At 71.1% G+C, this 25,820-nt stretch carries 24 protein-coding genes; 11 read left to right on the top strand and 13 right to left on the bottom strand.

What is annotated here, in order from left to right:
* Window positions 1-35: 35 nt before the first annotated feature.
* From SMA5143A_RS11550 to SMA5143A_RS11505, 9 genes are all read right to left on the bottom strand, one after another.
* Entirely contained in the window at window positions 36-1,679 is a 1,644-nt protein-coding gene (locus tag SMA5143A_RS11550) for an alpha/beta hydrolase (protein WP_107462856.1), read from the bottom strand.
* Between the two features lie 260 nt (window positions 1,680-1,939).
* Window positions 1,940-2,812, bottom strand: coding sequence for an endonuclease/exonuclease/phosphatase family protein (locus SMA5143A_RS11545; RefSeq protein ID WP_107462855.1), 873 nt, complete (start codon window positions 2,810-2,812; stop codon window positions 1,940-1,942).
* A gap of 55 nt (window positions 2,813-2,867) precedes the next feature.
* Window positions 2,868-3,272, bottom strand: a complete 405-nt coding sequence (locus tag SMA5143A_RS11540) for a hypothetical protein (RefSeq protein WP_107462854.1) — start codon at window positions 3,270-3,272, stop codon at window positions 2,868-2,870.
* Between the two features lie 126 nt (window positions 3,273-3,398).
* The gene (locus SMA5143A_RS11535; RefSeq protein ID WP_107462853.1) at window positions 3,399-4,121 is read right to left on the bottom strand and encodes a VOC family protein; all 723 of its coding nucleotides are present in this window, start codon (window positions 4,119-4,121) and stop codon (window positions 3,399-3,401) included.
* A gap of 34 nt (window positions 4,122-4,155) precedes the next feature.
* A complete protein-coding gene (locus SMA5143A_RS11530) occupies window positions 4,156-5,259 on the bottom strand; it encodes a Rieske (2Fe-2S) protein (protein WP_258193474.1) in 1,104 nt (367 codons plus the stop codon).
* Between the two features lie 111 nt (window positions 5,260-5,370).
* The gene (locus SMA5143A_RS11525; RefSeq protein WP_181361815.1) at window positions 5,371-5,913 is read right to left on the bottom strand and encodes an MOSC domain-containing protein; all 543 of its coding nucleotides are present in this window, start codon (window positions 5,911-5,913) and stop codon (window positions 5,371-5,373) included.
* Between the two features lie 85 nt (window positions 5,914-5,998).
* On the bottom strand, window positions 5,999-7,309 hold the full coding sequence (locus SMA5143A_RS11520) for a serine hydrolase (RefSeq protein WP_107462851.1): 1,311 nt from the start codon (window positions 7,307-7,309) through the stop codon (window positions 5,999-6,001).
* A gap of 144 nt (window positions 7,310-7,453) precedes the next feature.
* Window positions 7,454-8,281: a response regulator gene (locus SMA5143A_RS11515; protein ID WP_107462849.1), complete on the bottom strand. Its 828-nt coding sequence runs from the start codon at window positions 8,279-8,281 to the stop codon at window positions 7,454-7,456.
* On the bottom strand, window positions 8,278-9,723 hold the full coding sequence (locus tag SMA5143A_RS11505; protein WP_258193473.1) for a sensor histidine kinase: 1,446 nt from the start codon (window positions 9,721-9,723) through the stop codon (window positions 8,278-8,280). The genes SMA5143A_RS11515 and SMA5143A_RS11505 overlap by 4 nt, the downstream gene beginning before the upstream one ends.
* A gap of 259 nt (window positions 9,724-9,982) precedes the next feature.
* Here SMA5143A_RS11505 and SMA5143A_RS11500 point away from each other — a divergent pair, with 259 nt between their 5' ends.
* Complete coding sequence (locus SMA5143A_RS11500) at window positions 9,983-10,456, top strand: carboxymuconolactone decarboxylase family protein (protein WP_107462910.1); 474 nt, start codon at window positions 9,983-9,985, stop codon at window positions 10,454-10,456.
* 94 nt (window positions 10,457-10,550) lie between these two features.
* Here SMA5143A_RS11500 and SMA5143A_RS11495 read toward each other — a convergent pair whose 3' ends face one another.
* The gene (locus SMA5143A_RS11495) at window positions 10,551-10,964 is read right to left on the bottom strand and encodes a VOC family protein (RefSeq protein ID WP_107462847.1); all 414 of its coding nucleotides are present in this window, start codon (window positions 10,962-10,964) and stop codon (window positions 10,551-10,553) included.
* A gap of 193 nt (window positions 10,965-11,157) precedes the next feature.
* Between SMA5143A_RS11495 and SMA5143A_RS11490 the strand changes: the two genes are divergently transcribed.
* Window positions 11,158-11,568 carry a VOC family protein gene (locus SMA5143A_RS11490; protein ID WP_099966769.1) on the top strand — a complete coding sequence of 137 codons (411 nt, stop codon included), beginning with the start codon at window positions 11,158-11,160 and terminating at the stop codon, window positions 11,566-11,568.
* 176 nt (window positions 11,569-11,744) lie between these two features.
* Window positions 11,745-14,138: an ATP-binding cassette domain-containing protein gene (locus tag SMA5143A_RS11485; protein ID WP_099966770.1), complete on the top strand. Its 2,394-nt coding sequence runs from the start codon at window positions 11,745-11,747 to the stop codon at window positions 14,136-14,138.
* 70 nt (window positions 14,139-14,208) lie between these two features.
* On the opposite strand, the gene SMA5143A_RS11480 is transcribed toward SMA5143A_RS11485, so the two are convergent.
* Both SMA5143A_RS11480 and SMA5143A_RS11475 read right to left on the bottom strand, forming a co-directional pair.
* Window positions 14,209-14,871, bottom strand: coding sequence for a DUF2637 domain-containing protein (locus SMA5143A_RS11480; protein WP_258193472.1), 663 nt, complete (start codon window positions 14,869-14,871; stop codon window positions 14,209-14,211).
* 140 nt (window positions 14,872-15,011) lie between these two features.
* Window positions 15,012-16,001 (bottom strand): LacI family DNA-binding transcriptional regulator, encoded by a 990-nt coding sequence (locus SMA5143A_RS11475; protein ID WP_107462844.1) that lies wholly within the window; start codon window positions 15,999-16,001, stop codon window positions 15,012-15,014.
* Window positions 16,002-16,351: 350 nt separating this feature from the next.
* Between SMA5143A_RS11475 and SMA5143A_RS11470 the strand changes: the two genes are divergently transcribed.
* From SMA5143A_RS11470 to SMA5143A_RS11460, 3 genes are all read left to right on the top strand, one after another.
* Window positions 16,352-18,397, top strand: a complete 2,046-nt coding sequence (locus SMA5143A_RS11470; protein WP_107462842.1) for an RICIN domain-containing protein — start codon at window positions 16,352-16,354, stop codon at window positions 18,395-18,397.
* Between the two features lie 230 nt (window positions 18,398-18,627).
* Complete coding sequence (locus SMA5143A_RS11465; RefSeq protein WP_107462840.1) at window positions 18,628-18,966, top strand: hypothetical protein; 339 nt, start codon at window positions 18,628-18,630, stop codon at window positions 18,964-18,966.
* Window positions 18,967-19,098: 132 nt separating this feature from the next.
* On the top strand, window positions 19,099-20,322 hold the full coding sequence (locus SMA5143A_RS11460) for an RNA-guided endonuclease InsQ/TnpB family protein (RefSeq protein ID WP_107462909.1): 1,224 nt from the start codon (window positions 19,099-19,101) through the stop codon (window positions 20,320-20,322).
* A gap of 235 nt (window positions 20,323-20,557) precedes the next feature.
* On the opposite strand, the gene SMA5143A_RS11455 is transcribed toward SMA5143A_RS11460, so the two are convergent.
* Complete coding sequence (locus tag SMA5143A_RS11455) at window positions 20,558-21,214, bottom strand: maleylpyruvate isomerase N-terminal domain-containing protein (protein WP_107462908.1); 657 nt, start codon at window positions 21,212-21,214, stop codon at window positions 20,558-20,560.
* A gap of 469 nt (window positions 21,215-21,683) precedes the next feature.
* Between SMA5143A_RS11455 and SMA5143A_RS11450 the strand changes: the two genes are divergently transcribed.
* The 5 genes from SMA5143A_RS11450 to SMA5143A_RS11430 are packed head-to-tail and all read left to right on the top strand — an operon-like array spanning window position 21,684 to window position 25,592.
* Entirely contained in the window at window positions 21,684-22,892 is a 1,209-nt protein-coding gene (locus tag SMA5143A_RS11450) for a sensor histidine kinase (protein WP_107462838.1), read from the top strand.
* Window positions 22,889-23,290 (top strand): roadblock/LC7 domain-containing protein, encoded by a 402-nt coding sequence (locus tag SMA5143A_RS11445; RefSeq protein ID WP_055540070.1) that lies wholly within the window; start codon window positions 22,889-22,891, stop codon window positions 23,288-23,290. The genes SMA5143A_RS11450 and SMA5143A_RS11445 overlap by 4 nt, the downstream gene beginning before the upstream one ends.
* On the top strand, window positions 23,287-23,664 hold the full coding sequence (locus SMA5143A_RS11440; protein WP_107462837.1) for a DUF742 domain-containing protein: 378 nt from the start codon (window positions 23,287-23,289) through the stop codon (window positions 23,662-23,664). Before SMA5143A_RS11445 ends, SMA5143A_RS11440 begins: the two co-directional genes overlap by 4 nt.
* Complete coding sequence (locus SMA5143A_RS11435; protein ID WP_055514334.1) at window positions 23,639-24,232, top strand: GTP-binding protein; 594 nt, start codon at window positions 23,639-23,641, stop codon at window positions 24,230-24,232. Before SMA5143A_RS11440 ends, SMA5143A_RS11435 begins: the two co-directional genes overlap by 26 nt.
* A gap of 16 nt (window positions 24,233-24,248) precedes the next feature.
* Window positions 24,249-25,592: a cytochrome P450 gene (locus SMA5143A_RS11430; protein ID WP_107462836.1), complete on the top strand. Its 1,344-nt coding sequence runs from the start codon at window positions 24,249-24,251 to the stop codon at window positions 25,590-25,592.
* The last annotated feature ends 228 nt before the right edge of the window (window positions 25,593-25,820 follow it).

Raw genomic sequence — 25,820 nt, 5'->3', positions numbered from 1 at the left:
GTGCGGGTGCGGTGCGGCCGACCGCTCGGGACCGGTCAGGCCACGGAGCCGATGTTCTCCACGCGCTCGTTCACACCGTTGCGGAGCTCACCCAGTGTCGTACCGGGCGGGGCGACCTTCGGCGTCGACGACGGCGGCTGCGTCTCGTCCGCGCAGGTCGTGCCGTGGGCGGGAACCGTCAGGTCCACCAGGTACTTGACGACCGCGTCCGTCGCGCAGGCGCTGCGCCCGAACGCCGTGTGGCCCTCCGCCCGGAACGTCAGCAGCGAGGCGTTGTCGAGGCGCCGGGACAGCGCCACCGCGTCCTGGTACGGGGTGTCGGGGTCACCGGTGGTGCCCATGACCAGGATCGGCGCCGAGCCCTGCGCCCGGTAGGAGCCGTCGTAGCGGCTGACCCGCTCGGCCGGCCACTGCGCGCACGCGGTGGCGTGCTGGTGGTCGTAGGTCGGCGGACCGAACGCCATCGCCGGGCCGAGCAGCGGCGCCGCCGCGGCGAAGGACTCCACCTTGTGCTTCAGCAGCCGCTGGTCGCGCGGGTAGTCCCGGTCGGTGCACTCCACGGCCACGTTCGGGCCGAGGAAGTCGAAGCTCGCCGGGGACGGCGGACGCAGCAGGAACGAGGTGTTGTCCCGCAGCTGCGCCTTCTTGAGGGCCGCGCCGAGCGACGGCCAGATGACCTTGCCCTCGTTGATGTTGAACATCAGCCGGTAGACCAGCGTGTAGCCGTTCGCCCTGCCGCCGCTGGCGGTGGTGACCGGGTTGGCGTCCAGGTCCTTCTTCAGCTGCTCGAACGCCCCGCGCGGGTCACCGTCGCCGAACCCGCAGATGGGCTGGTCGGCGGCGCACCAGTCGAGGAACCGGCTCATCGCGCCGTCCAGCGCCAGGTACTGCGGCCGGTCATAGGCGTAGGGGCGGTTGGCGTAGTGCACCGGGTCGTACGCCCCGTCGAGGGTCAGCGCCCGCACCCGCTCGGGGAACAGGGCCGCGTACACGGTCCCGATGTACGAGCCGAACGACCGCCCGTAGTAGGTGAGCTGCTCCTCGCCGAGGGCCTGGCGCAGCAGGTCGATGTCACGGGCGACGTACTCGGTGCCGACGTACGGCAGCAGCCCGCCCGCGTTGTCGAGGCACGCCTGGTTGAACTCGGCGGCCTCGGTCAGCGCCGGCCCGAACGCGTCCGGCCCGGGCACGCCCTTGGCGTCGGTGACGGCCTTCGAGTAGCGGGTGTCGTCGAAGCAGGTGAGCGCCGAGCTGCGGCCGACTCCGCGGACGTCGTAGCCGAACACGTCGAACGACTCGCGCAGCGCGGCCGGCAGCCCGTTGTAGTTGTTGCGGACGAAGTCCACCCCGGAGTTGCCGGGACCACCCGGCTGCATGAACAGCGTGCCCTTGCGCTTCGCCGGGTCCGCGGCCTTCTTGCGCACCACCGCGAGGGTGATCTTCTGGCCGGTCGGGTCCCGGTAGTCGAGCGGCACGTCCGCGTTCGCGCATTCGTAGCCGCCCTGGCAGTCCGTCCACGCCAGGGACGGCACGGGCGGGGCCGGCAGGGTGTCCGGTGCCTTCGGCGAGGCCATCGCCTGGGTCGCCGTCCCCGTGCCGGCGACGAGGAGCGCCGTCAGCGCGGCCCCCGCCATTCTCAGACGACCGAAACGTCTCGGTGCGCCATGGGATGTCGTCATGTGTCCTTCCCCCTGTGCTGGTCTTGCCCTCAAGTGCCCACTGGTCAAGGTGAGTCGGGGCAATGTCTAGCTGATGAGAGGGCAGAAAGGCGAGGGAGGTGCCACTGTGGCCGAGATTCCACTCGATCTCCCCGCTACCCGGCGGTAGTTACCGCGATCGGAACCGGTGACCGGGGCACACCGTCCGCACGGGACACACCGGCGCCCGTCGACCCCCAGGGGCCGGCGGGCGCCCGTGTGTTCCCGTCCGTGCGTCCGGCTCACCCCTCGGGCCGGGTGTCCCCGGCGGCCGCCCCGGCCGTGTCGACGTCGGCGTGCACCAGGTCGTGGTCCGAGACCGGCGTGCGGTGCACCCCCTGCTCCAGCGGGGCGACGCCGCGCAGGAACACATAGTCGAACTTGAGCCGCCAGTCGGTGGTCACCTCGCAGTCCCCGGTGGCCGGGGGACGGCACCCGGGGTCCGCGTCCGTGGCCAGCGCCCACAGGGGGGCGAGTTCGGGGGCGTCCGGCACGGCGTTGAGGTCGCCGATGACGATCGCGCGGTCGTACCGGGCGACGGCCTCGGCCAGCACCTCGACCTGGCCCTCCCGGACCGCCTCCTGACTCCGCTGGGCGAGATGGGTGTTGAACACCCGGACCGGCCTGCCGTCCACGGCGGTGGTGACCGCCAGGTACCCGCGCTCCTCGGAGCCGCCCTCGGGGTAGAGCCTCTTGACGGGGTCGGTCATGGGCGCCGCGGAGAGGATGGCCTGCCCGAAGCCGCCGGGCTCCCAGGGCACCCCGCCGCAGCGGTTCCAGTTGCGCAGCACCGGCCCGTACTCGACGTGGTAGACCAGCCCGTGCAGGTGCTCCAGGTAGTCCCGGATCCGCTCGACGTCCCGTACGCACGCCTCCTGCACGCCGATGACCTGCGGCGCGTAGCGGGCGATCTCCGCCGCCCGGTCGACGTCGCTCGTGTCGCACGGGTTGCAGATGTTCCACGTCATGACCCGGTCGGGGACGACGTCCCGGACGGCCTTCACGGGGGCCGAGGCGCCGAACAGGCCCCCGCCCGGCGCGCTGGGGCCGACGAGCACGACGCAGGCCACGCCCAGACCACCCGCGAGCAAACGCGTGCCTCTACCGAGCACCATGGCCTCCTCACCGCGGAACCCCACGCATCAGACGTCCACGTCCGAGGTTAGGCGATCACTTTTCGGTACCGGGGCGGCCCGGCGCCCCGCCCGGCCGGGTGCCCAGCAGTACCAGCACGCTCCCGGTGAACATCAGGATGCCGAGGGGGACGTGCAGCGCCGGCAGGTGGGCGATGCCGAGGACCACCTGGAGGGAGGCGAGCAGCAGGAACCCCGAGGCGTACAGGACGGGCCGGGGGGAGGCGCCGCCCGGCCGCCACGCGAGGACCGCTGCCAGCACGTAGAGCATGGAGGCCCCGTACATCACGCGGGCCCCCACGTCGTGCAGCAGCTCGCCGTGGGCCGAGGTCAGCAGCAGCCCGGCGGTGGACGCCTGGAAGAAGAGCGTCAGCGTCTGGAGTGCGACCGCGATCCGCACGAACGCCGCCCCGCGGTACGCCGGTGCCGTCTGAACAGCCATGTCTCGTTCCCCTCTTTCCGCCTCACGACGGAGCGTCGATGGTGTTCCACCGACCCGACGGAGCAGGGCCGGGAAATGTGACACGGAGGGGTCCGGGCGGCTCGTAGCAGGTCTGGAACCGCCGTCCTAGCGGGGCGTCAGGACGCAGAACTCGTTGTCGTCGGGGTCGAGCATCGTGATGCGGCCGTCCCCGTGGGGGGCCGGGTCGAGGAGCTTCGCGCCGAGGGAGAGGAGGTGGTCGACCTCCGCCCGCTGGTCGCCGCCCGGGGGCGGGGCGAGGTCGAAGTGGAGGCGGTTCCTGCCGTGTTTGGGGGCGACCGGCGGGCCGCCCCAGGTGATCTTGGGGCCGCCGTGCGGTGACTGGATCGCGGTCTCCTCGTCCTGGTCCCAGACCAGCGGCCACTGGAGCGCCGCGCTCCAGAAGTACCCGACCGCCTGCGAACCGTCGCAGGCCAGCGCGCCGAGGAAGCCGCAGCCGGCGAGGAAGGCGTTGCCGGGCGGGATGACGCAGAATTCGTTGCCGTCGGGGTCGGCGAGCACCACGTGCCCCTCCTCGGGGCGCTGACCGATGTCGATGTGCCGCCCGCCGAGCCGGAGCGCCCGGTCCACCGTCTCCCGCATGTTCTCCGGTGAGGTGCTCGTCAGATCGAAGTGGATCCGGTTCGCGACGGTCTTGGGCTCGTCGCCGGGGAGGAAGCCGAGGCGGAACCCGTGTCCGTCGGCGGGCAGGACCGCGACACCGTCCCGCGGGTCGTCGGAGAGCCGCCGTCCGAGGACCCCGGCCCAGAACGCGGCGAGGTCCCGTGGGTGGCTCGCGTCGAAGCAGAGCGCGTACAGCTGACAGGTCATACCCCGTGATCTCCGATCCACCGGCCGATCGTCGTCAGGGCACCTTGCCGGCCCCCGGGGCGGAGCCTAGAGCTGACCGGTCGTCACCCGCAGCCCGATATTCGGCGCTCGGCAGCCCCCGAGCGGCCTCGCCGGGCGCCCGCGGCGGATAGAACTGGGCGTACCAGCGGCGTATCGCCCTGATGCCCTTCTCGTGCGGGAGCAGCACCGGACGCGGCTGGTGGATCTTGTGGTCCCAGATGCGGACCTCCTCGCGGACCTCGCCCAGCGCCTCCCTGCGGAAGACGAGCTTGAGGAGGGGGGAGAGCAGGGCGGAGAGCAGGGGGGAACGGGCCGGGCCGCGCAGGTGGTACAGCATCCGCAGCTCGCTCGTACGGTCGTCGACGGGCGTGGTGAGCGCGACGGCGGTGACCGACAGCACGGGGCCGTGGGTGCGGACCACCATCACGCCCGGCCCGTACATGAACGCGTCGAAGGTGTTGTCGATGTCCCGGCCGAGCACCCGCCGGCTGAACGACCCCCGTGCCTCGGCGAACGGGCCGTCCGCCCGCCACTGCTGCACGGGCGGCTCGCTCTGCCCGTGGATGAAGTGGAAGTGGGACTCGTCGACGATGTTCTCGCGCATCTCCTGGATGTGGATCCGCGCCCGGCAGGTGTCGTCGATGGGCCGGGTGAACTCCCGCGACACGGCCTCCGGGATCCTGGGCACCTCCCACGCGGGCTCGCCCGGCCCGACGTACACGAGGACGAGGCCGCTGTGCTCGCGCACCGGGAAGCCGCCGAGGGAGACCTTCGGGGTGCGCGTCGCGAACGGCGCCTCCACGCACCGCCCGTCCGCGCCGAACCGCCAGCCGTGGAAGGGGCACTCCACCGTGCCGCCCACGACCTTCCCGCCGACGCCGAGGTGCGCGCCGTAGTGCGGGCAGTAGGCGTCCCGTACGGCGGCCCGCCCGTCCGGCCCGCGGAACGCGATCAGCGCCCGCCCGAAGTAGTGCAGGCTGACGACCTTCCCCGGCGGCAGCTCCCGGCTGCGCAGCACCGCGTACCAGCCGTACGGGACGGCCGGCATCGGGTACTCGTCGGCTCGCGGATCGCGCGGCAGCTCCGTGTACTTGTCATGGCGCCGACAAAGTCGCATGGGGAAAGGGTAGCCGGACACCGCTTACTACGGGTCGACCCGCGTGTACGAGAACGGAGTTGGCGTAAAGATGTCGGCGCGGCGACGGAGGGGAGAGGCGATGAAGCGGGGTCAGACCCGTTCCAGCGGGCGGTGCGGGCCGCTCGGCAGCTCCACCCCGATGGGGTCACCCGGGCGAACCACGCCGCCCTGCCGTACGACGCTCATGATGCCGGCCTTGAGCACGAGCCCGCCGGACTCGTCCCGGCCGACGACCTGCTTCAGCAGGCCCTTGCGGAAGGCGTCGATCTGGAGGCACGGGTTGCGCAGCCCGGTCACCTCCAGCACCGCCTCGTCGCCCACCTTCAGCAGAGTGCCGACCGGCAGGCCGAGCAGGTCGATCCCGCGCGTGGTGATGTTCTCGCCGAGCTCACCGGGCGCCACGTCGAAGCCTTCCGCCGCGACCTCGGCGAACAGCTCCTCGTGGATGAGGTGCACCTGACGGAGGTTCGGCTGGGTGGGGTCCTGCGCGACCCGCGAGCGGTGCTTGACCGTCACCCCCGCGTGGACGTCCCCCTCCACCCCGAGCCCGGCGAGCAGCGTGACGCCGTCCCGGTTCGGCTTGGTGAACGAGTACTCGGCGTTGCTGCTGACCGCCGTCACCGTCGCGCTCATCGTCGGCCTTCCCCCTGTGTCCCCGGACCTGTCCCCTGCGGATCGCGCCCCGCGCCCGCCGGCCTCGTGGATCATGCCCCGAGGCTCACGACCCCAACCCGCGGGTGGCGGGGCCGGCGGACGGAGTTCGGCGGGCGGACGCGGTGCCCCCGGGCATCCCGTACGCCGCCACCATGATCTTCTGCGCGACCTTGTTCATGTCCTGGCCCTTCGCGTCGGTGGAGTTGACGCTGTGGACGAGGGTGCGGGCGCCGTCGCGGGTGGAGGCGACGGCCGCGTTGTAGCCCCAGCGGCCGCCCGTCTTGCCCCACACCTCCCGGCCGCCGAGCACCTTCATGGACAGGCCGACGGAGTAGGCGGCGTCCTCACCGGTCTTGAGGTGCGTCACCTTCGGCAGGGTGAACATCTCGTCCAGGAGCGGGCCCTCGGGTACGACCCGGCCCCGGAACAGCGCCTTGGTGAACCGCTCCAGATCCGCCGTGGTCGAGATGAGGTCACCGGCCGCCCAGCCGTCCGTGGTCCCCCACACGGACACGTCCCGCAGCCCGGTCGTCCCGTCGTCCAGACGCATGGTCTGGTAGCCGTGGTTGTGGCGGCCGGCGATCCGGGGGTCCGTCCCGGGGAAAGACGTGTCCCGCAGCCCGAGCGGCTTCAGCACGCGCACGCCGACCTGGTGCTCGTACGTGTCGCCCGTGACCCGCTCGATCAGCAGACCGGCGATCGTGTAGCCGATGTTGAGGTAGTGCTGGTGCTCACCCGGCTCGAACTCCCTCCGCTTCGCCGTCGCCGACCGGACCAGGTCCCGCGGGTCGTGGATCCGGAAGCGGTCTGCGTACCACTCCTCCACCGTCGTGCCGGGGATGTCGGGGGCCGGGATGCCGTGCGTGTGGTTCAGCAACTGCCGTACCGTCACGCCCCCGTACGACGCCGGGATCAGCTCCGGCAGATACGAGCGGGCACCGGCGTCCAGGTCGATCCGGCCCTCTCCGGCCAGTTGGAGGACGACCGCCGCCGTGAACACCTTGGTCACGGAACCGGCGCGGAACCGGGCGCCCGGATCCGCCGGCCGGCCACTGACCAGGTCGTGCACCCCGGAACTGCCCCGCCAAACCCCTTCGCGCCCGCCGACCCGCACGAGCGCGGCCGTCGCGTCGGCGGAGGGAAGCCCGGCGAGGGCGGTGGAGAGGCGGCGGGCGAGGGCGGGGTCGGACGAGGCCCCGGTGAGTGCGGGCGCGGGGGTGGAGGCGGGAGCGGTCGTGGGGGCGAGAACGGGCGCGGGCCGCGCCGGGCCCGTGGTGGAGGCGAGGGCGGGCAGGGCCGACGGGCCCGCCGTGACGCCGAGGACGAGTGCCGTGGCCAGGACGGCGCGGAGGGCGGTCCTGCGCGGGTTCCTCATGGTCAACTCCGTGGGTGTGAGCCGTGGTTGTGAGCCGTGGTTCAAGACGGCTCCATCCTGCTGACCAGCGGCTTACCGGGGATCGCCCGCACAGGCGGTCTTCGCGGGGCGGGTTCCTCGCCGACGCGGGGGAGGAACCCCGCCCTACGGTCCCCCGGGCGGGGGAGTCCCGAAGAGTCCGGGCGCCGTGTCGCCCGCTGTGACGAGGCCCGTCTCGTACGCGCAGATGACCGCCTGGATACGGTCCCGCAGCCCCAGCTTGGCGAGGACGTTGCCGACGTGCGTCTTGACCGTGTGGTCGCTGACGACCAGCTCGGCGGCGATCTCCGCGTTCGACAGACCGCGCGCGAGCAGCAGCAGGGTCTGCCGCTCCCGTCCGGTCAGCGCCTCCAGCCGGGGGTCGGGGCGCCGGGACCGGGATGCGGCGGGCCGCGTGTACTGCTCCACCAGACGCCGGGCCACGGACGGCGCGAGCAGCGAGTCGCCCCGCGCCACCACCCGCACGGCGTGCGCCAGGTCGTCCCGGCGGACGTCCTTCAACAGGAACCCGCTCGCCCCCGCGTGCAGCGCCTCGTACACGTACTCGTCGGAGTCGAAGGTCGTCAGCATGACCGTCCGGCAGCGGGGGCGCGGGCGGTCCGGGCGGGACGCGGCGGAAGGGCCGTCCGGGTGGTCCGCTCCCGCCGGGCCGTCCGCTCCCGCCGGGCCGTCCGGGCCGACCGCGCGGGACGCGGCCGCGGGGCCGTCCCCGTCGAGTCCGCTGATCGCCCGGCACGCCTCGATGCCGTCCAGGCGGGGCATGCGGATGTCGAGCAGTGCCACGTCGGGTGCGTGCCGGCGTACCGCCTCGACGGCCTCGGCGCCGTCCCCTGCCTCGGCGACCACCTCGATGTCCGGCTGGGCGTCGAGGATCATCGCGAACCCGCTGCGCACCAGCTCCTGGTCGTCGGCCACGACCACCCGGATCGTCATCGCGCGACCCTCGCCGCAGGCTCCGCGGCCGGGACCAAGGGGACCCGGACCCGCACCCGGAACCCCCGGCCGCCGGGCCCCGGTCCGGCCTCCGCCGTACCGCCGTGCGCCGCCGCCCGCTCCCGGATCCCGACGAGCCCGTGCCCACCACCGGCCCCCGCCACCACCCGGTTCTGCCCTCGTCCCTGTCCACCACCGGCCCCGGTCTCCACGCGGCCGTACCCCCGTCCCTGTCCACTCCCGGACCCGGTCTCCACGCGGCTCTGCCCCGGTTCGCGCCTGTCGCCGACCTCGGTCTCCACGTGGCTCTGCCCCGGTTCGCGCCCGCCGTGGGACCCGGTCTCCACGCGGCTCTGCCCCGGTACCTGCCCGTCGCCGGACCCAGTCTCGACACGGCCGTACCCCGGCCCCCGTCCACCACCGGCCCCGGTCTCCACGCCGCCGTACGCCCGTCCCTGTCGGCCGCCGGGGGCGATCCGCGGGCCCCGGCCGTCGTCCGTCACTTCGATGTCCAAGTCCCGTTCCCCGTAGGTGAGTCGTACGGTCACCGTACGGGCCGCCGCGTGCCGGACCGTGTTCGTGAGGGCCTCCTGGACGATCCGGAAGACGGTCGCCGCCGTCGCCTCCGGCAGGGGCCGCTTCCGCCCGCGCGTGCCGTACTCGACGCGGAGTCCGCCGGCCCGGATCCGGTCGAGGAGGGCCGGTAGCTCGTCGAGGCCGGGCTGCGGCTCGCGGGGCGACGCCCCGCCGGGCTCGTCTCCCTGGCGCAACACGCCCAGCATCTGCCGGAGTTGGACCATGGCGTCGCGCCCGGTCGCGGAGATGGCGTCGAACGCGGCCTCGGCGCGCTCCGGTGCCGTCCGTACCGCCACGGGCCCGGCCTCCGCCTGGACGATCATCAGGCTCACCGCGTGGGAGAGGATGTCGTGCATCTCGCGGGCGATACGGGCGCGTTCGCGTGCCGCGGCCCGCTCGGCCTCGACACGTCGGTCGCGCCGACGGGCGTCGGTCAGCCTGCCGAAGACATAGGCCGCCGCGAACACGAAGAACGAGAAGGTGAGTTCGCGCAGGGAGCGGGAGTTGAGCCACACCCCGACCGGAACGGCGACCAGCAGCAGATGCCCGGTGGCCAGCCGTTTGAGCGCCGACGACTGCGCGGCGACCGTGTGGACGATCACCAGCCCGGTGTACGGCAGCGGTTGGCCGGGGCCGTCCAGGGTCAGCCGGTACAGGGCGCTCGTCGCGAGGACGGCCAGCAGGACGGCGAAGGGAGCGCGCCGCCGCCACACCAGCGGGAGCACGGTGAGCGTGGTCAGCCCGTACGCCGGCCAGCTCGCCGGCTCCAGCTCGGGCGGGCGCGGCACCACGAACGGCATCGTCATCGCCGCCTGGACCAGCAGGGCGAGCCCGATGTCCAGGACCAGGGGCCTGGCCGCGGCCACTGCCCTCCCGCGCTCCCACCGCCGCCGCACACCCCGCTGGACGGCCCACCGTGCTTCCCCCCGCATGTTCCCCCCGGCCTGCCCGCTCCGTCCTCCGACGGAGGCGGCTTCACGGTAACCGGCGCCTGCCGTACGGCACTTGCCGTCCGAGGGACCTTCCGGCCGGCCGCTGTGACGGGCGTCACGCCGTGTCGTGTCACGTCTCGTCGGGCCGCCCCGTCGATGAGGTGTGAACGCCACGACGACCGAGGAGCGCACGATGGAAGCTCGCCTGAACCTCTTCGCCAACCCGCTGGCCAGCAAGGTCTTCAAGCACCTCAACGCGGCGGGCAAGGCCCTGCTGGACTCGACGCTGCCGCACGCGACCCAGGAGCTGGTGAAGATCCGGGCCAGCCAGATCAACGACTGCGGATTCTGCACCGACATGCACACCAAGGACGCCGCGCACGCGGGGGAGAGCGCGCAGCGCCTTCACCTCGTGGCGACCTGGCGGGAGGCGACGGTGTTCACCGACGCCGAGCGCGCCGCCCTGGAGCTGGCGGAGCAGGCCACCCGGATCGCCGACGCGGCCGGCGGCGTCCCCGACGAGGTGTGGGAGAACGCCGCCAAGCACTACGACGAGGACCAGCTCGCCGCCCTGGTGGGTCTGATCGCCCTGATCAACGCGTACAACCGCGTCAATGTGATCGTCCAGCAGCCCGCGGGCGACTACCAGCCGGGCATGTTCGGCTGAGCCCCCGCCCGGCGCCGTACGCCGCCCGGCGCCGTACGCCGCCCGGCGCCGTACGCCGCCCGGCGCCACACGGCGAGCCCGGGGCCCGGTCCCCTCAGCCCTGCGGCTCGCTGATGTTGACCATCCAGGGGACGCCGAAGCGGTCCGTGCACATGCCGAAGATGTCGCCCCACACCTGCTTGTCGAGCGGAGCGGTCACCTGGCCGCCGGCGGAGAGCTTCTCCCAGTAGCCGCGCAGCTCGGCCTCGTCGTCGCCGGTCACGCTCACCGAGTAGGTGAACAGGGGGGCGCTCTCCGTGTCGGTCGGGGAGTCCGCGCCCATCAGGGTGAAGCCGCTCGGCGTCTCCAGCATGCCGTGCATGATCATGTCGGCCTGTGGGCCCTCCCCCTGCCCGAACGAGCCGTACGTGTTGAGCACCAGTTCCCCGCCGAACACCTCCTGGTAGAACTCCAGCGCCTGCCGGGCGTCGCCGCCGAAGTGGAGATACGGGTTGAGTCGCGAGGCCATGGGTCCTCCTGGAAGGAGCGAACGGTCGGTCGTCCGGAGACTAGACCCGGCCACTGACAACGGCACCCGGACGCCGGGGCGCCGCCCCTCCGCGCGCCCCGCCGCGGATCGTCCCGGCGGGCGACCCGCGCACGGCCCAACCGGTCAGGATTCGAGAAGCGCTCCCGCCGGGGCCGCGCCTAGCGTTACGGCCATGGACATCACCATTCACTGGACCTTCCTCCCGCACACCGACCCGGAGGCCTCGCTGGCCTTCTACCGGGACACCCTCGGCTTCGAGGTGCGCAACGACGTCGGCTACGAGGCCATGCGGTGGATCACCGTCGGTCCGGTCGGCCAGCCCGGCACGTCGATCGTCCTGGAACCGCCGGCGGCCGACCCCTCCCTCACCGACGACGACCGCCGCGCCATCACCGAGCTGATGGCGAAGGGCAGCTACGCCCGTCTCACCCTGGCCACCCCCGACCTCGACGACACCTTCGACCGGGTGCAGGCGAGCGGCGCCGAGGTCGTCCAGAAGCCGACGGAGCAGCCGTACGGCGTCCGCGACTGCGCCTTCCGTGACCCCTCGGGCAACCTGATCCGGATCAACGAGGTCCGCTGACCCGTCCGCGAAACCACCGGACGCACCGCCGGTGACCTGGTTAGATCGAGCCGGCTGCCCTCCACGGCCGGCTCGTCGGCCGGTCGCCGCCCCCGTCGGTCGCCCCACCGGCCGGCTGCCACGCCCTCCCACGACACACCCGATCCGTACCGCGTCGCGCGACAGATGGAGACACGATGAGCACGGTCAAGAGGACGGACCCGCAGCCGCCCGAGCCGCACACGGCGGACAGCCACGATCTGATCCGTGTGCACGGCGCCCGTGAGAACAACCTCAAGGACGTCAGCATCGAGATCCCGAAGCGCCGGCTGACGGTGTTCACCGGGGTCTCCGGCTCGGGCAAGAGCTCACTGGTCTTCGACACCATCGCCGCCGAGTCGCAGCGGCTGATCAACGAGACGTACAGCGCCTTCCTCCAGGGCTTCATGCCCAATCTGGCCCGCCCCGAGGTCGACGTGCTCGACGGGCTGACGACGGCCATCACCGTGGACCAGCAGCGGATGGGCTCCGACCCCCGCTCCACCGTCGGCACCGCCACCGACGCCAGCGCGATGCTCCGGATCCTCTTCAGCCGGCTCGGCGACCCGCACATCGGCCCGCCCGCCGCGTACTCCTTCAACGTCGCCTCCGTCTCGGCGAGCGGCGGCATGACGATCGACCGGGGCGCGGACAAGACCAAGACCGAGAAGGTCACCTTCAGCCGCACCGGCGGCATGTGCACGCACTGCGAGGGCCGGGGCTCGGTCTCCGACATCGACCTCGCCCAGCTGTTCGACGACTCCAAGTCGCTCTCCGAGGACCCGTTCACCATCCCCACCTACACCGGGGACGGCTGGGTCGTCCGGGTCATCACGGAGTCCGGCTTCTTCGACAAGGAGAAGCCGATCCGCGAGTACACCAAGAAGGAGCGGTACGACTTCCTGTACCGCGAACCCACCAAGGTGAAGATCAACGGCGTCAACCTCACCTACGAGGGGCTGATCCCGAAGCTTCAGAAGTCGTTCCTGTCGAAGGACCGCGAGTCGATGCAGCCGCACATCCGGGCCTTCGTGGACCGGGCGGTCACCTTCGCCCGCTGCCCCGAGTGCGACGGCACCCGCCTCAGCGAACTGGCCCGGTCCTCACGGATCGGGAAGCTCAACATCGCCGACGCGTGCGCGATGGAGATACGCGACCTCGCCGAGTGGGTCCGCGCCCTGGACGAGCCGTCGGTGGCGCCGCTGCTCGCCAAGCTCCGCCACACCCTCGACTCGTTCGTGGAGATCGGCCTCGGCTACCTCTCCCTCGACCGGGCCTCCGGCACGCTCTCCGGCGGCGAGGCCCAGCGGACCAAGATGATCCGCCACCTCGGCTCCTCGCTCACCGACGTCACCTACGTCTTCGACGAGCCCACCGTCGGCCTGCACCCCCACGACATCGAGCGCATGAACAAGCTGCTGCTGCGGCTGCGCGACAAGGGCAACACGGTGCTCGTCGTGGAGCACAAGCCGGAGACCATCGCCATCGCCGACCATGTCGTCGACCTCGGCCCCGGCGCCGGCACGGCGGGCGGCACCGTCTGCTTCGAGGGCACCGTCGAGGGCCTGCGGGGCAGCGACACCGTCACCGGCCGCCACCTCGACGACCGGGCGAAGCTGAAGGACACCGTCCGCGAGGCCACCGGCCACCTGGAGATCCGCGGCGCGACGGCGAACAACCTCCAGGACGTCGACGTGGACGTCCCGCTCGGTGTGCTCTGCGTCGTCACCGGAGTCGCCGGCTCCGGCAAGAGTTCGCTGATCCACGGCTCCATCCCGGCCCCCGAGGGCGTGGTCTCCGTCGACCAGACCCCGATCCGCGGCTCCCGCCGCAGCAACCCGGCCACCTACACCGGGCTCCTCGACCCGATCCGCAAGGCGTTCGCCAAGGCCAACGGCGTCAAGCCCGCCCTGTTCAGCGCCAACTCCGAGGGCGCCTGCCCCACCTGCAACGGCGCCGGAGTCATCTACACCGACCTCGCGATCATGCAGAGCGTGGCCACCCCGTGCGAGGACTGCGAGGGCAAGCGGTTCGACGCGTCGGTGCTGGAGTACCGCTTCGGCGGCCGCGACATCAGCGAGGTGCTCGCGATGCCGGTCAGCGAGGCCGAGGAGTTCTTCGGCGGCGGCGAGGCCCACACCCCGGCCGCGCACCGGATCCTGCGCCGGATGGCGGACGTCGGCCTCGGGTACCTCACCCTCGGCCAGCCGCTCACCACGCTCTCCGGCGGTGAGCGGCAGCGCCTCAAGCTGGCCGTCCACATGGCCGACAAGGGCGGCGTCTACGTCCTCGACGAGCCGACCACAGGTCTCCACCTCGCCGACGTCGAGCAACTGCTGGGTCTGCTGGACCGGCTCGTCGACTCCGGGAAGTCCGTGATCGTCATCGAGCACCACCAGGCGGTCATGGCCCACGCCGACTGGATCATCGACCTCGGCCCCGGCGCCGGACACGACGGTGGCCGCGTCGTCTTCGAGGGCACCCCCGCCGACCTGGTCGCCGCGCGCTCCACCCTCACCGGCGAACACCTGGCCGCGTACGTGGGCGCCTGACCCGGCCGCTCCCTCGGTCAGGGACACCCGAACACGACGAAACCCCAGGTCCACGACCTGGGGTTTTTCGTCACGGCTGCTTCGGCCCGCCGACGGTGTCGGCGGCGTGCCGTGGTCCGGACCGGGAGGAGAACTGGCCGACCAGCTCCCGGAAGCAGACCAGTGCGGTGATCGGCGGGATCCCCACCACGACCATCGCGAGCACCGACCCCGGGGTCTGTCCGATGCACAGCGCCACCGCCGTGCCCGACGACAGCAGCATCACGGCCCAGGACCGTCGGGCCGTCCGGTGCTGCACCGACGCCCGCAGGATGGAGAGGCCCGCGACCAGCCACGGCCCGTACACCGTCAGGGGCCACCATTGCGCGAATCTTTCCGAGACCACCAGCAGGGCGATGCCGTGTAACTGGTTGTACGAATAAGAGATGGACCAGGAGAGCATCGTCGCCGCGCACACCGTGATGGTGAAAACCAGAAAAGCGACGGTGAAGCTTCTTGGATTGCCGGAAAAGATGTGCGCCCCCGGCCGTGGTCTCCGTCTGCTGACGGGCCGGCTCGGGGACGGCACCTGTACCTGCCTGGGCATCGCCACCGGCACCGACACCGGCACGGACGCCGGCATCGACATCTGGGTCGACTCCTCGTCGTGCTCCCAGTCGTCGGACGGGGTCCTCGGGTCGGGGAGCCAGATGTGCTGGGTCTCCATACCGCCGTACGTATCCTGCCAAGTCACGCATCTTCAACGAGTGGCGTCCGGGGTGCGGTATCCGGCATTCAGGGGAATAAAAGTCTGCTGGGATTATCGGTGTCGTTGAATTCCGGATACTTGGTCGGCAGAAATGTTGAATGCGGGAAATCGAAAAGTATTTTCGTTCAGTGGCCCGGCGGCGGGGCCGTGCTGCGGCGGGACACGAGCCGGGTCGGGACGAGCGTGGTGCCGGGCTCGGGGGTGGGCCGTCGCATGCCGGCGAGCACGCCCTCGACGCACAGGCGCCCCACCTCGGCGAAGTCCTGGTGGATGGTGGTCAGGGGCGGCAGGAACGACGCCGACTCGGGGATGTCGTCGAACCCGACGACGCTGACCTCGTCCGGCACCGTCCGGCCCCGCTCGTGCAGGGCCCGCAGCAGCCCCAGCGCCATCTGGTCGTTCGCCGCGAACACCGCCGTGCAGTCCGGCTGTTCGGCGAGCAGGAGCCCCGCCCGGTAGCCGGACTCCGCCGACCAGTCGCCCCGCACCGGGGGCGGCGGCACCAGCCCGGCCTCGGCGAGGGTGGCGTGCCAGGCGTTCGCCCGGCGCTGGGCGGCGAAGGAGTCCTCCGGCCCCGCCAGATGCCACACGGTCCCGTGTCCGAGGTCCAGCAGATGCCGTACGGCGTCCCGTGCCCCGCCCGCCTGGTCGGTGTCGACGACGGTGTACCGGTCTCCGGCGTCGGAGTCGGCCACCACGACCGGGATGCCGGGCGGCAGCGAGACGGTCGCCGCGTCGAGCAGATGGGTCTCCATGATGACGATCACCGCGTCCACGGCGAGCTCCCCCAGCCGGGAGAAGGCGCCGTTCACCTCGTCCTGCGTGGGCACCGCGACCGGCAGCAGGGTGACGGCGTACCCCTCGCGCGCGGCGGAGGTGGCGATCGCGTCGAGGGTACGGATGTTGCCGAGCGTGGACAGCGAGAAGGTGATCACGCCGAGGGTGCGGAACTCCCCGCGCCGCAGGGCGCGGGCGGCGCTGTTGGGCCGGTAGTCCAGCTCCCGCATCGCGTCCAGCACCTGGCGGCGGGTCTCCTCGGTGACGCCGGCGAACCCGTTGGACACACGGGACACCGTCTGCGCGGAGACGCCCGCGAGCCGGGCGACGTCGCCCATGGAGGGGCCCTGCCGGGGCCGGGCGCCCCGCCCCCGGGCACGGGGCGCGGGCCCCGCTCCCGTCCCGCTCCCGCGGCCCGGCGCCGCCGCGCTCTCCCGGTCAGCTGTGTCCACCTTGTCCCCCAGGTCCCCGTCCGCGCGCCGCTCGGCGATTCCGCTGGTCCACAGCGACTCCCTTGACCACCGAGATTCGGACAGTGTAGACATCGCGCCGAGGAATGTTTACGTAAACATCACCTGTCACCAACCATACGAGAGCACCGCGAACCGCACCGAACCGCACCAGCGGGCCCCGATCTCTCGCGTCGCGCCGGGACGCGCGGCACGTGGAAGAGTTGGAGTTACTCGAGATGGCACACCGCACCCGCACGAGACGGCTCCTCGGGGCCATCGGCGTGACGGCCCTGGCGACCGGGACCGTCATGGCCACCACCTCACTGCCGTTGGCGCACGCCGAACCTGCCGCCGCGTCGGTCACCGTCCGGCCGGACCCCTCGTACAAGGGCGACAGCTTCGAGGGCTGGGGCACCAGCCTGGTGTGGTTCGCCAACGCCACCGGCGACTACCCCCCGAAGATCCGCGAGAAGCTCGCGCAGCTCCTCTTCGGTGACAAGGGCCTCAACCTGAACATCGCCCGCTACAACATCGGCGGCGGCAACGCCCCCGACGTCAAGGACTACCTGCGGGCCGGCGGCGCCGTCGAGGGCTGGTGGAAGGCGCCTGCGGGCACCACCCGCGAGGACGTCGACTGGTGGAACGCCGACGACCCGGCCGACTGGAACAAGAAGGCCGACGCCACCCAGCGCTGGTGGGTGGACCGCATCAAGAAGGACATCACGCACTGGGAGGCGTTCAGCAACTCGCCGCCGTGGTTCATGACGGTCAGCGGCTATGTCTCCGGCGGCTTCGACTCCTCGAAGGACCAGCTGAAGGAGGAGTCGGTCGAGGACTTCGCCAAGTACCTGGTCGGCGCCACCGAGCGGCTGGAGAAGGCGCACGGCATCAAGGTCGACACCCTCGACCCGTTCAACGAGCCGAACACCGACTACTGGGGCACCAAGCTCGGTGAGGACGGGCAGCCCACCGGAGGCCGCCAGGAGGGCGCCCACATGGGCCCCGAGCTCCAGCAGAAGGTGCTGCGCGCCCTCGGCCCGGTCCTGGACAAGTCCCGTACCAAGGCGGAGATATCCGCGATGGACGAGACCAACCCCGGCAAGTTCGCCACGAACTGGAACTCCTACCCGCAGGAGGTCCGTGACCTCGTCGGCCAGATGAACGTCCACACCTACGGCACCAGCCAGCGCACCACCGTCCGCGACCTCGCCAAGGCCGCCGACAAGCCGCTGTGGATGAGCGAGGTCGAGGGCGACTGGGGCGACGGGCAGAGCTTCACCGACATGCGCCCCGGTCTGGGCCTCGCCCAGCGCATGGTCGACGACCTGCGCGAATTGGAGCCGAAGGCCTGGGTCTTCTGGCAGCCGGTCGAGGACTACGACAACATGAAGCCGGGCGGCGAGTCCGCGAAGGGCGGCAACTGGGGCTCCATCCAGCTCTCCTTCGCCTGCAAGTCCACGGACACCCTGAAGTCCTGCCCGATCTACACGAACACCAAGTTCGACACCGCCCGCAACTTCACGCACTACATCAAGCCGGGCGACCGTCTGATCAAGACGAACGACACCTCCAGCACGGCGGCGGTCGCGAAGAAGGGCGAGAAGGCGACGGTCGTCCACGTCAACAGCACCACCGAGTCCCGCGCGGTGACCCTGGACCTGTCGAGGTTCGGCAAGGTCGCCTCCGGCGCGACGGTCACGCCCGTGGTGACGGACGCCGCCGGCAAGCTGGTGAAGAAGAAGGCGGTCCGGGTCAAGGGCAAGAAGGCCACGATCACCGTGCCCGCCCAATCCGTGACCTCCTTCCTGGTCAACGGCGTCTCCGGGGTGGCGAAGGACCGCGCGGAGCTGCGCGACGACGAGACGTACACCCTGACCGGTGTGCAGAGCGGCAAGAACCTCGCGGTCGCGGGCGACGGCAAGGGCCTCGTCATCAAGAACGTCGACCCCGGTACGAAGGCCCAGCAGTGGACCGTGGACCGGATCGGCAGCGGCGCGACGAGCAACCGCACGCGGTACGCGATCACCAACGGGGCCGCCGGCAAGCGCCTGGCGATCCGCGGCGGCAACCTGACGGCCGAGGCCGACGAGGGCACGCGGGACGCGGCCGCGCAGTGGATCCTGTCCAGCACCGGTGACGGCTCCTGGACCCTGCTCAACGCGGCGACCGGCCAACTCGCCGACGTGGGCGGCCAGTCCACGAGCGACGGCGCCTCCGTGGGCGTCTGGTGGCCCAACTCGGGCCTCAACCAGCGCTGGTGGCTGAACGACCTGCCGGGCTGACGCACCGGCCCACCCGGCCACACCACGAGGAAACCCCAGGTCGAAGACCTGGGGTTTCCCCATGGAGCGGAAGCGCCGCGGATGGGCGGTCACAGAATGGACACTTCACCTCGCGCCGTGGGTCACTACGGTCACCCCACCCGCGGCATTCGGGGGCGAGATAACCAATCCGTACACCATTCCCCTGCCGCCGACACCGCGGCGGCAGGGCACGGCCCCTCGGCAATCGCGTGGTCGTGTGGATCGGCGGGGCAGCGCCGGCGCTCTTCGTGGCGGGCTCGGTCGCCGGGTCCACCTTGGACGCCGGGCAGCAGCCGATCGAGGCCGAGGTCAAGCCCGCGACGACCGTCACCGCGACACCCCGGGCCCCGCCGACCGTCACCGAGACGGTCAAGGCCAAGTCGAAGCCCCGCCCCACGGTCATCGTCACCGACCGCCGTCGACACGGACTCCGGCACGGGCTCCGGCTCCGGCGGCGAGGACACCGCTGGCACATGCGCGATCGTCTCCAACTCCGGCAACTACTACCGGGTTCCTTCGCAGTGCTCCGGTCTTCGGGCCGGGGGTGAAGCGAATCGTGGGGTCGGGACGCGGAGCGTCGCGGTGGCGTTCCGGCGGAGCCGGATCCTGCTCGTGATGATGATGGGTCGCTCAGATGTTCCCGGTGACGACGTGGGTTCGACGTGCCTAGTGTGATCGTCATGCAGCTTCGGTACGCCTTCAGGTTGTACCCCGACGCCGCTCAGCAGGCCGCATTGGCCAGGGCGTTCGGGTGCGCCCGCGTCGTGTTCAACGACGCGGTCCGCGCCCGCGAGGACGCCCGGAAGGCGGAGCTGCCCTTTCCGACGGCCGGTGAGCTGTCCCGGAGGCTGATCACCGAGGCGAAGCAGACGAAGGAGCGGTCCTGGCTGGGCGAGGTCTCGGCGGTGGTGCTCCAGCAGTCCCTGCGGGACGCCGAGCGGGCGTACCGTAACTTCTTCGCTTCCCTCAAGGGTGCCCGCAAGGGTCCGAAACTGGGTGCGCCCCGCTTGAAGTCCCGCAAGGACGCCCGGCAGTCGATCCGGTTCACCGCCAACGCCCGCTGGACCATCACCGGCGGTGGCCGTCTGAACCTGCCGAAGATCGGCGCGGTGAAGGTGAAGTGGTCACGCCCCCTGCCCGCTGCCCCCACTTCCGTCACGGTCGTCAAGGACGCGGCCGACAGATTTTTCGCCTCCTTCGTCATCGACACCGACCCCGCCGTTGACGCGGCCCGGATGCCCGACACCGACCGCACCGTCGGTATCGATCTCGGCCTCACTCACTTCGCGGTCCTGTCCGATGGCACGAAGATCGACTCCCCGCGCTTCCTGCGGCGCGCGGAGAAGAAGCTGAAGAAGGCCCAGCGGGAGCTGTCCCGCAAGCAGAAGGGATCGAAGAACCGGGCCAGGGCCCGCCTGAAGGTCGCCCGCGCCCACGCCGAGGTCGCTGACGCGCGCCGGGAGTTCCACCACCAGCTCTCCACGAAGCTGATCTCCGAGAACCAAGGAATCGCCGTGGAGGACCTGTCGGTGGCGGGACTGGCCCGCACGAGGCTGGCCAAGTCCGTGCACGACGCGGGCTGGTCGTCGTTCATCGACATGCTGGAGTACAAAGCGGAGCGGTACGGGCGCACCCTGGTCAAGATCGGCCGGTTCACACCGACCTCCCAGACCTGTTCCACCTGCGGCGCCGTGGACGGACCCAAACCCCTTGACGTCCGGGAATGGACCTGTACCGCCTGCGGCACCGTCCACGACCGGGACACCAACGCCGCGATCAACATCAAGACGGCCGCCGGACTGGCGGTAACGGCCTGCGGAGCGCCGGTAAGACCGGGAGGAATCCCGGCACAGCGCGAAGAAACAGGAAGCCACGGACTCCCGACCAGAAACCGTTCCTCATAGCGGCACGGCAACCAGTCGAGGAAGGCCAGAATCCCCGCCCTTCAGGGCGAGGAGCATGTCAATCGGCCGGGCAGTTCTGCCGCAACAGCGACCACGGCGCCGTCACCACCACCGAGGGCGGCGACCGGATCACGTGCGTGTACAAGTCGAACGCCTGGCGCTGGAGCTACGTCTGACCGACCGCGGCGGTGCGCCGGGCCGAGCCTGGGCGGGGAGGGGGCGGCCGGCGGGCGCGTCAACCGACCACGAACGGCAGCAGTTCCGCGCGCTCCCCGAGCGCGGCCCCCTCCGCCTCCGTGGGGCGCCGCCGCCCCGTTCCCACGAGCAGCACGTCCTCGTCGGTGAACGACGCGGGGAACGTTGTCCCGGCGATCCGCTCCAGCATCGCGCGGGAGTGGGCCAGGGCCTCGGCGGGCGGACCCGGAACGCCCGGCAGGTGGGCCGTCAGGTCCAGGTGGTGCAGGGTCCACTCCAGTACGTACGCGGTGAGGTAGTCGCCGGAGGTGAGCACCTTGTCCTGGGTGCTCACCAGGAGGCCGGGGTCGGCGAGCGCGGCGGCGCGGCCCGCGGCGGAGCCGACGTCGTCGAGGTGGAACCTGAGCAGGCCCGGCTCCTCGTACGCGGCGGCGAGGCGGACGATCAACGCGTCCAACGGGTCGTCGCCGGACGGGAGTTCGTGCGTCACACTCCAGTAGGTCACCGCGTCCGCGGTCGGCTCGGCGTCGGCCGGCGTCACCAAGGTGATCAGTACGTCCTGCGCGTCGACGACCAGATGGCAGACGAGGTCCCGGACGAGCCAGCCGGCACACCCGGAGGGCCGGGCGAAGTCCTCGTCGGGCAACTCGGCGACCGCCGCGCGCAGCGCCGCCCAGGAACGTGAGAAGAGGTCCACGCGGGCACGGTACGGGACCACCGGCAGGCTTGTCGGCCCGCCGCCGCCCGCTTCCGCTTAGGACCCTGGCGCCTTCGTGAGGTGTGTCGAACAGGACGTTCCGCACATCGCACCGCGCTGTGCTGACGCGCGGCAATTCAGCGCGAGACGGGGGACAGGAACCCCGTGACGCCGGTGAAATGCGGTTCCGGCAGTATGGTCGCGAGCGATGGTTTACCAACTACGAATAGCGCAGGGCCAGTAACTGTCGGCTGTCGCTCAAGTTTCATAAGGATTCCGCATCTTGACGTCTCATCATGACTCATTGCGGTGATACGATCACCGCACTTGCCGAACGGACGGATAGGTGCAAAAGCGGCACCTCTCGCCAAGGGGGCAGCCTGGGCGGCGACCCTGGATGGGCGACCTCCGGTCTGCGCGCATTGACGGGATTTCAGTAGCTGGCCTTCAGCCGCCTGAAGAGGGTCTCATGACGCCATACATACAGAATCCGGTGCTTTGGGTTCTTCTTGTCCTAACCCTTCTCGCAGCCGCCCTCGTTGTTCGCCAGCGACGGGCGGCCCGCGGATTACGACAGGAGATCGCAGGGCTCAAGAACCACTACGGTGAGTTGGAGACTCATTACTCCCAGTCCGTCCGAGAGGCGCAGCAGGAGGCCGAGGCGGAAACGCGTACGGCCCTGAAGTCCGCGATGAGGACGCTCCAGGGTCTCGCCGCCGAACAGCAGCGCATCATCTCGGGTCTCCAGCGCAAGTACGGCGACTCCGTCATGCTCCAGGACCTCCTGGAGATCGACCACATGAACGCGCAGTTCGGTCGCCGCGCCCAGTCCATCGCCGTGCTCTGCGAGGGCTGGCTCGGCCGCCACCGCGACGTGGCCTCGGTCTACGACGTGGTCCGCAGCGCCCAGGGCAGGATCCGCCACTTCCAGCGTGTGCAGATCCTGTCGAAGGTGGACTTCGGGCTCACCAGCCGTGCCGTGGAGCCGGTGGCGCTCGCGCTCGCCGAGCTGCTCGACAACGCGACCAGCTACTCCAGCCCCGACACCGTGGTGGAGATCAACGTCCGTACCGTCCCCAAGGGCGTCTGCATCGTCGTCGACGACGCCGGTGTCGGTATGAACGAGGAGGAGAAGGCCAGGGCCGAGAAGCTCCTGACGAGCGAGCGTGCCTCCGGTGTGTCCGGACTCGGCAACCCGCCGCAGTTCGGCTTCGCCGTGATCGGTGTGCTCTGCGAGCGGTTCGGCTTCACGGTCTCCGTGGACTCCACGTCGCCGTACGGCGGTGTGCGGGCCGTCGTGCTGCTGCCCGACGAGCTGCTCACCGACATGCCGACCCCGCAGGAGCCGCAGGAGCCCGTCGCGGTCGTCCAGGAGACCCGGGAGCGGACGCCGGTCGTCGACACGGTCGCCGTGGCGCGCGAGGCCGGCCCCGAGCCCTCCCTGCCCCTGCCGACCACCGACGACGGCCTGCCCCGGCGCCGGCGCAAGCGGCCCATGGCGCTCGTCTCCAACAGCGGTCCGTCGGCCCCGCCCGCCCCGCGGCGGCGCAGCGAGGACACGGCGGCGATCATGGCCGCCTTCAAGCAGGGCACGGACAAGGGTCGCGCCACACACCCCGACGGCGAGCGGTCGAGCGGCACGGGTGACGCGAGCAGTGAAGGGCACGAGGTCTCATGAACAACGATCTTTCCTGGATGCTGGACAGCGCCCTGGAGATCCCCGGGGCTCTGCACGCCGTGCTCATCTCCGCCGACGGGCTCCAGCGGGCCCGCTCCAAGGACGTGAGCAAGGACGACGCGGACAAGGCCGCCGCCGCCATGAGCGGTCTGCAGTCGCTGAGCCGGTCGCTGGCGTTCTTCTGTGACGGATCCGATCTGCGCTGGCAGCAGACCCTGGTCGAGTTCGACGGCGGCTGGATCTTCCTGATCTCCGCCGGCGCCGGCGCCTACCTCGCCGTGTCCGCGTCCTCCGACGTCGACATGGCGGACATCACCTTCCGGATGCAGCAGCTTGTCGGGCAGTTGGGCAAGGTTCTGACTGCTCCGCCTCGCGAGAGCAGCGTGGTACGGCCATGAGCGATGCCGACAAGCAGGAGCACGAGGCCGCCGAATTAGTGCGGCCGTACGTCATCACGGGCGGCCGTCATCTGCCCGGCGAGGGTCAGTTCTCGCTGATCACGCTGGTCACGGCGGCGGCCGACCACCAGCAGCGGCCCGCCCGCCTCTCCCCGGAGGAGCAGGAGGTGCTGCGGATGTGCGTCGGCGGCTACCTCTCCGTCGCCGAGATCGCGGGGCACATGCAGCTCCCGGTGGGCGTGGTGAAGATCCTGCTCGCCGCGCTCTCCGAGGGCGGCTACCTCATCAGCCGCCCGCCCGAGCAGCGGGCCCCCGTGGCCAACCTGCAGATTCTCGAGGAGGTGCTGAATGGTCTCCGGGCCAAGTTTGGATGAGCAGGCGTACGTCCGGGGCGGGGAGACCCAGACCGCCGTGAAGATCCTGGTGGTCGGGCACTTCGCGGTGGGCAAGACCACGTTCATCGGGTCGATCTCCGAGATCTCGCCGCTGTCCACCGAGGAGACGATGACCCGCGCGGGTGAGGCCATCGACGACCTCAAGGGGGTCCAGGGCAAGACCACCACCACGGTCGCCATGGACTTCGGCCGGCTGACCGTCAGCGAACGCGTCGTTCTGTATCTGTTCGGTACGCCCGGACAGCAGCGCTTCGTGCAGATGTGGGAGGACATGGCACGCGGCGCCCTCGGCGCGCTGGTGCTGGTCGACCCCGAGCGGCTGGCGGACTCCTTCGCGGTGATCGACCTGATCGAGCAGTACGGGCTCGACTACGCGATCGCCGTCAACCACTTCGACGGTTCACCACTGCGGGACGAGAGGGCGCTGCGCGAAGCGCTCGATCTGCTCGACGACACCCCGGTCGTCGTCTGCGACGCGCGCGACGAGAGATCGTCCGCCGAAGCGCTGATCACGCTCGTCCGCTACTTGATGGACCGCGCCCGTTAGGAGCAAGACGAAAGACATGACCCCCGAACCCCACTCCCCCGTTCCGCCACCCGGGTGCCCCGCCCACGGCAGCGGACTGCCGGTGCCGCTGTACACCCCCGAGTACGCCGCCGACCCCCAGGCGTACTACGCGTACCTGCGGCGCTTCGGGGCGACCGCGCCGGTCGAGATCGCGCCCGGTGTGGACGCGACCCTCGTCACCGACCACGCGACGGCGCTCCACCTGCTCCAGGACTCGAGCAACTTCCGCAAGGACGCCCGGCGCTGGCGGGACGTCGCCGAGGGCAGGATCGGCCCGGACAACCCCGTCGTGCCGATGCTGGGCTACCGGCCCAACGCCATGTTCACCGACGGCGCCGAGCACGCCCGGCTGCGCCAGGCGATCACCGACAGCCTGGCCCGCGTGGACTCCCGGCAGCTGACGGAGATGACCAAGCGCGCCTCCGACTACCTGATAGCCCAGGTCGCCGCGCGCGGCTCGGTCGACCTGATGAACGACTACGTCAAGCAGCTGCCGCTGCTCGTGTTCAACGAGCTGTTCGGCTGCCCGGCGGACGTCGGCGACCGGGTCGTCTTCGGTATCTCCGGTGTCTTCGAGGGCGTCAACGCCGAGAAGGCCAACATGGTGCTCGGCCAGGCCGTCGGCGAACTCGTGGCGCTGAAGCGGGCCCGGCCCGCCGACGACGTCACCTCGCACCTGATGCGGCACGAGGCCCGGCTGAGCGACGAGGAACTCGTCCACCAGCTGATCCTGCTGCTGGGCGCGGGCGCCGAACCGCTGCGCAACCTCATCGGCAACACCCTGCACCGGCTGCTCACCCACGACCAGTACGCCGACGGCGGCCTCATCGAGGAGGCCATCGACGACACGCTGTGGGAGAACCCGCCCATGGCGAACTACGCGCCCCACTACCCGGCCTCCGACCTGGACTTCGCCGGGACGAAGATGCGCGCCGGCGACCTGGTGCTGGTCAGCATCACCGCCGCCAACACCGACCCGGCGCTGGCCGCGGCCCGGCAGACCGGCGGCCGGCGCGCCCACCTCGCGTGGAGCGCGGGCCCGCACGCCTGCCCGTCCAAGGACCTCGCCCGGCTGGTCACCATGACGGCCATCGAGAACCTGCTGAACCGGCTGCACGACATCGAGCTGGCGGTGCCGGAGGACAGCCTGACCTGGCGGCCGGGCCCGTTCCACCGGGCGCTCGCCGTGCTGCCGTGCCGCTTCACCCCGCAGGTCGTGCACCGGCCCACCCCGCCGCGTGCGCAGGAGACCGCACGGACCGACCACCAGGCGCCGGCCGGCCGCAGGGCGGAGCGGTCGGGTGTCTGGAGCTCCTTCCTGTCCTGGTTGAAGGGGTGATGCACGCAACAGGAGCGACGTCCTGACACTGCATGAAGATTCAACCTAAGGGGTAGTAACGCGGCGGCATTCGTGGTGACTAACGAAACAAGGGAGGTGTCGTGGACCACGTTTCCGACGACGCCGCTGCTCGACCTTCCGCCGCACACCACCGCTCCCGACGGCGCGGCCCCCTGGGGAACGAAGGCTCTCCGGGGGGCGTGACCACCCGTCAGTTACCGCGCGACG

This window comes from Streptomyces sp. MA5143a (genome assembly GCF_900290235.1).
Classification (GTDB): Bacteria; Actinomycetota; Actinomycetes; order Streptomycetales; family Streptomycetaceae; genus Streptomyces.
Note: the sequence above shows the minus strand (reverse complement) of the source record. Positions and strands in the feature narration are given on the sequence as shown.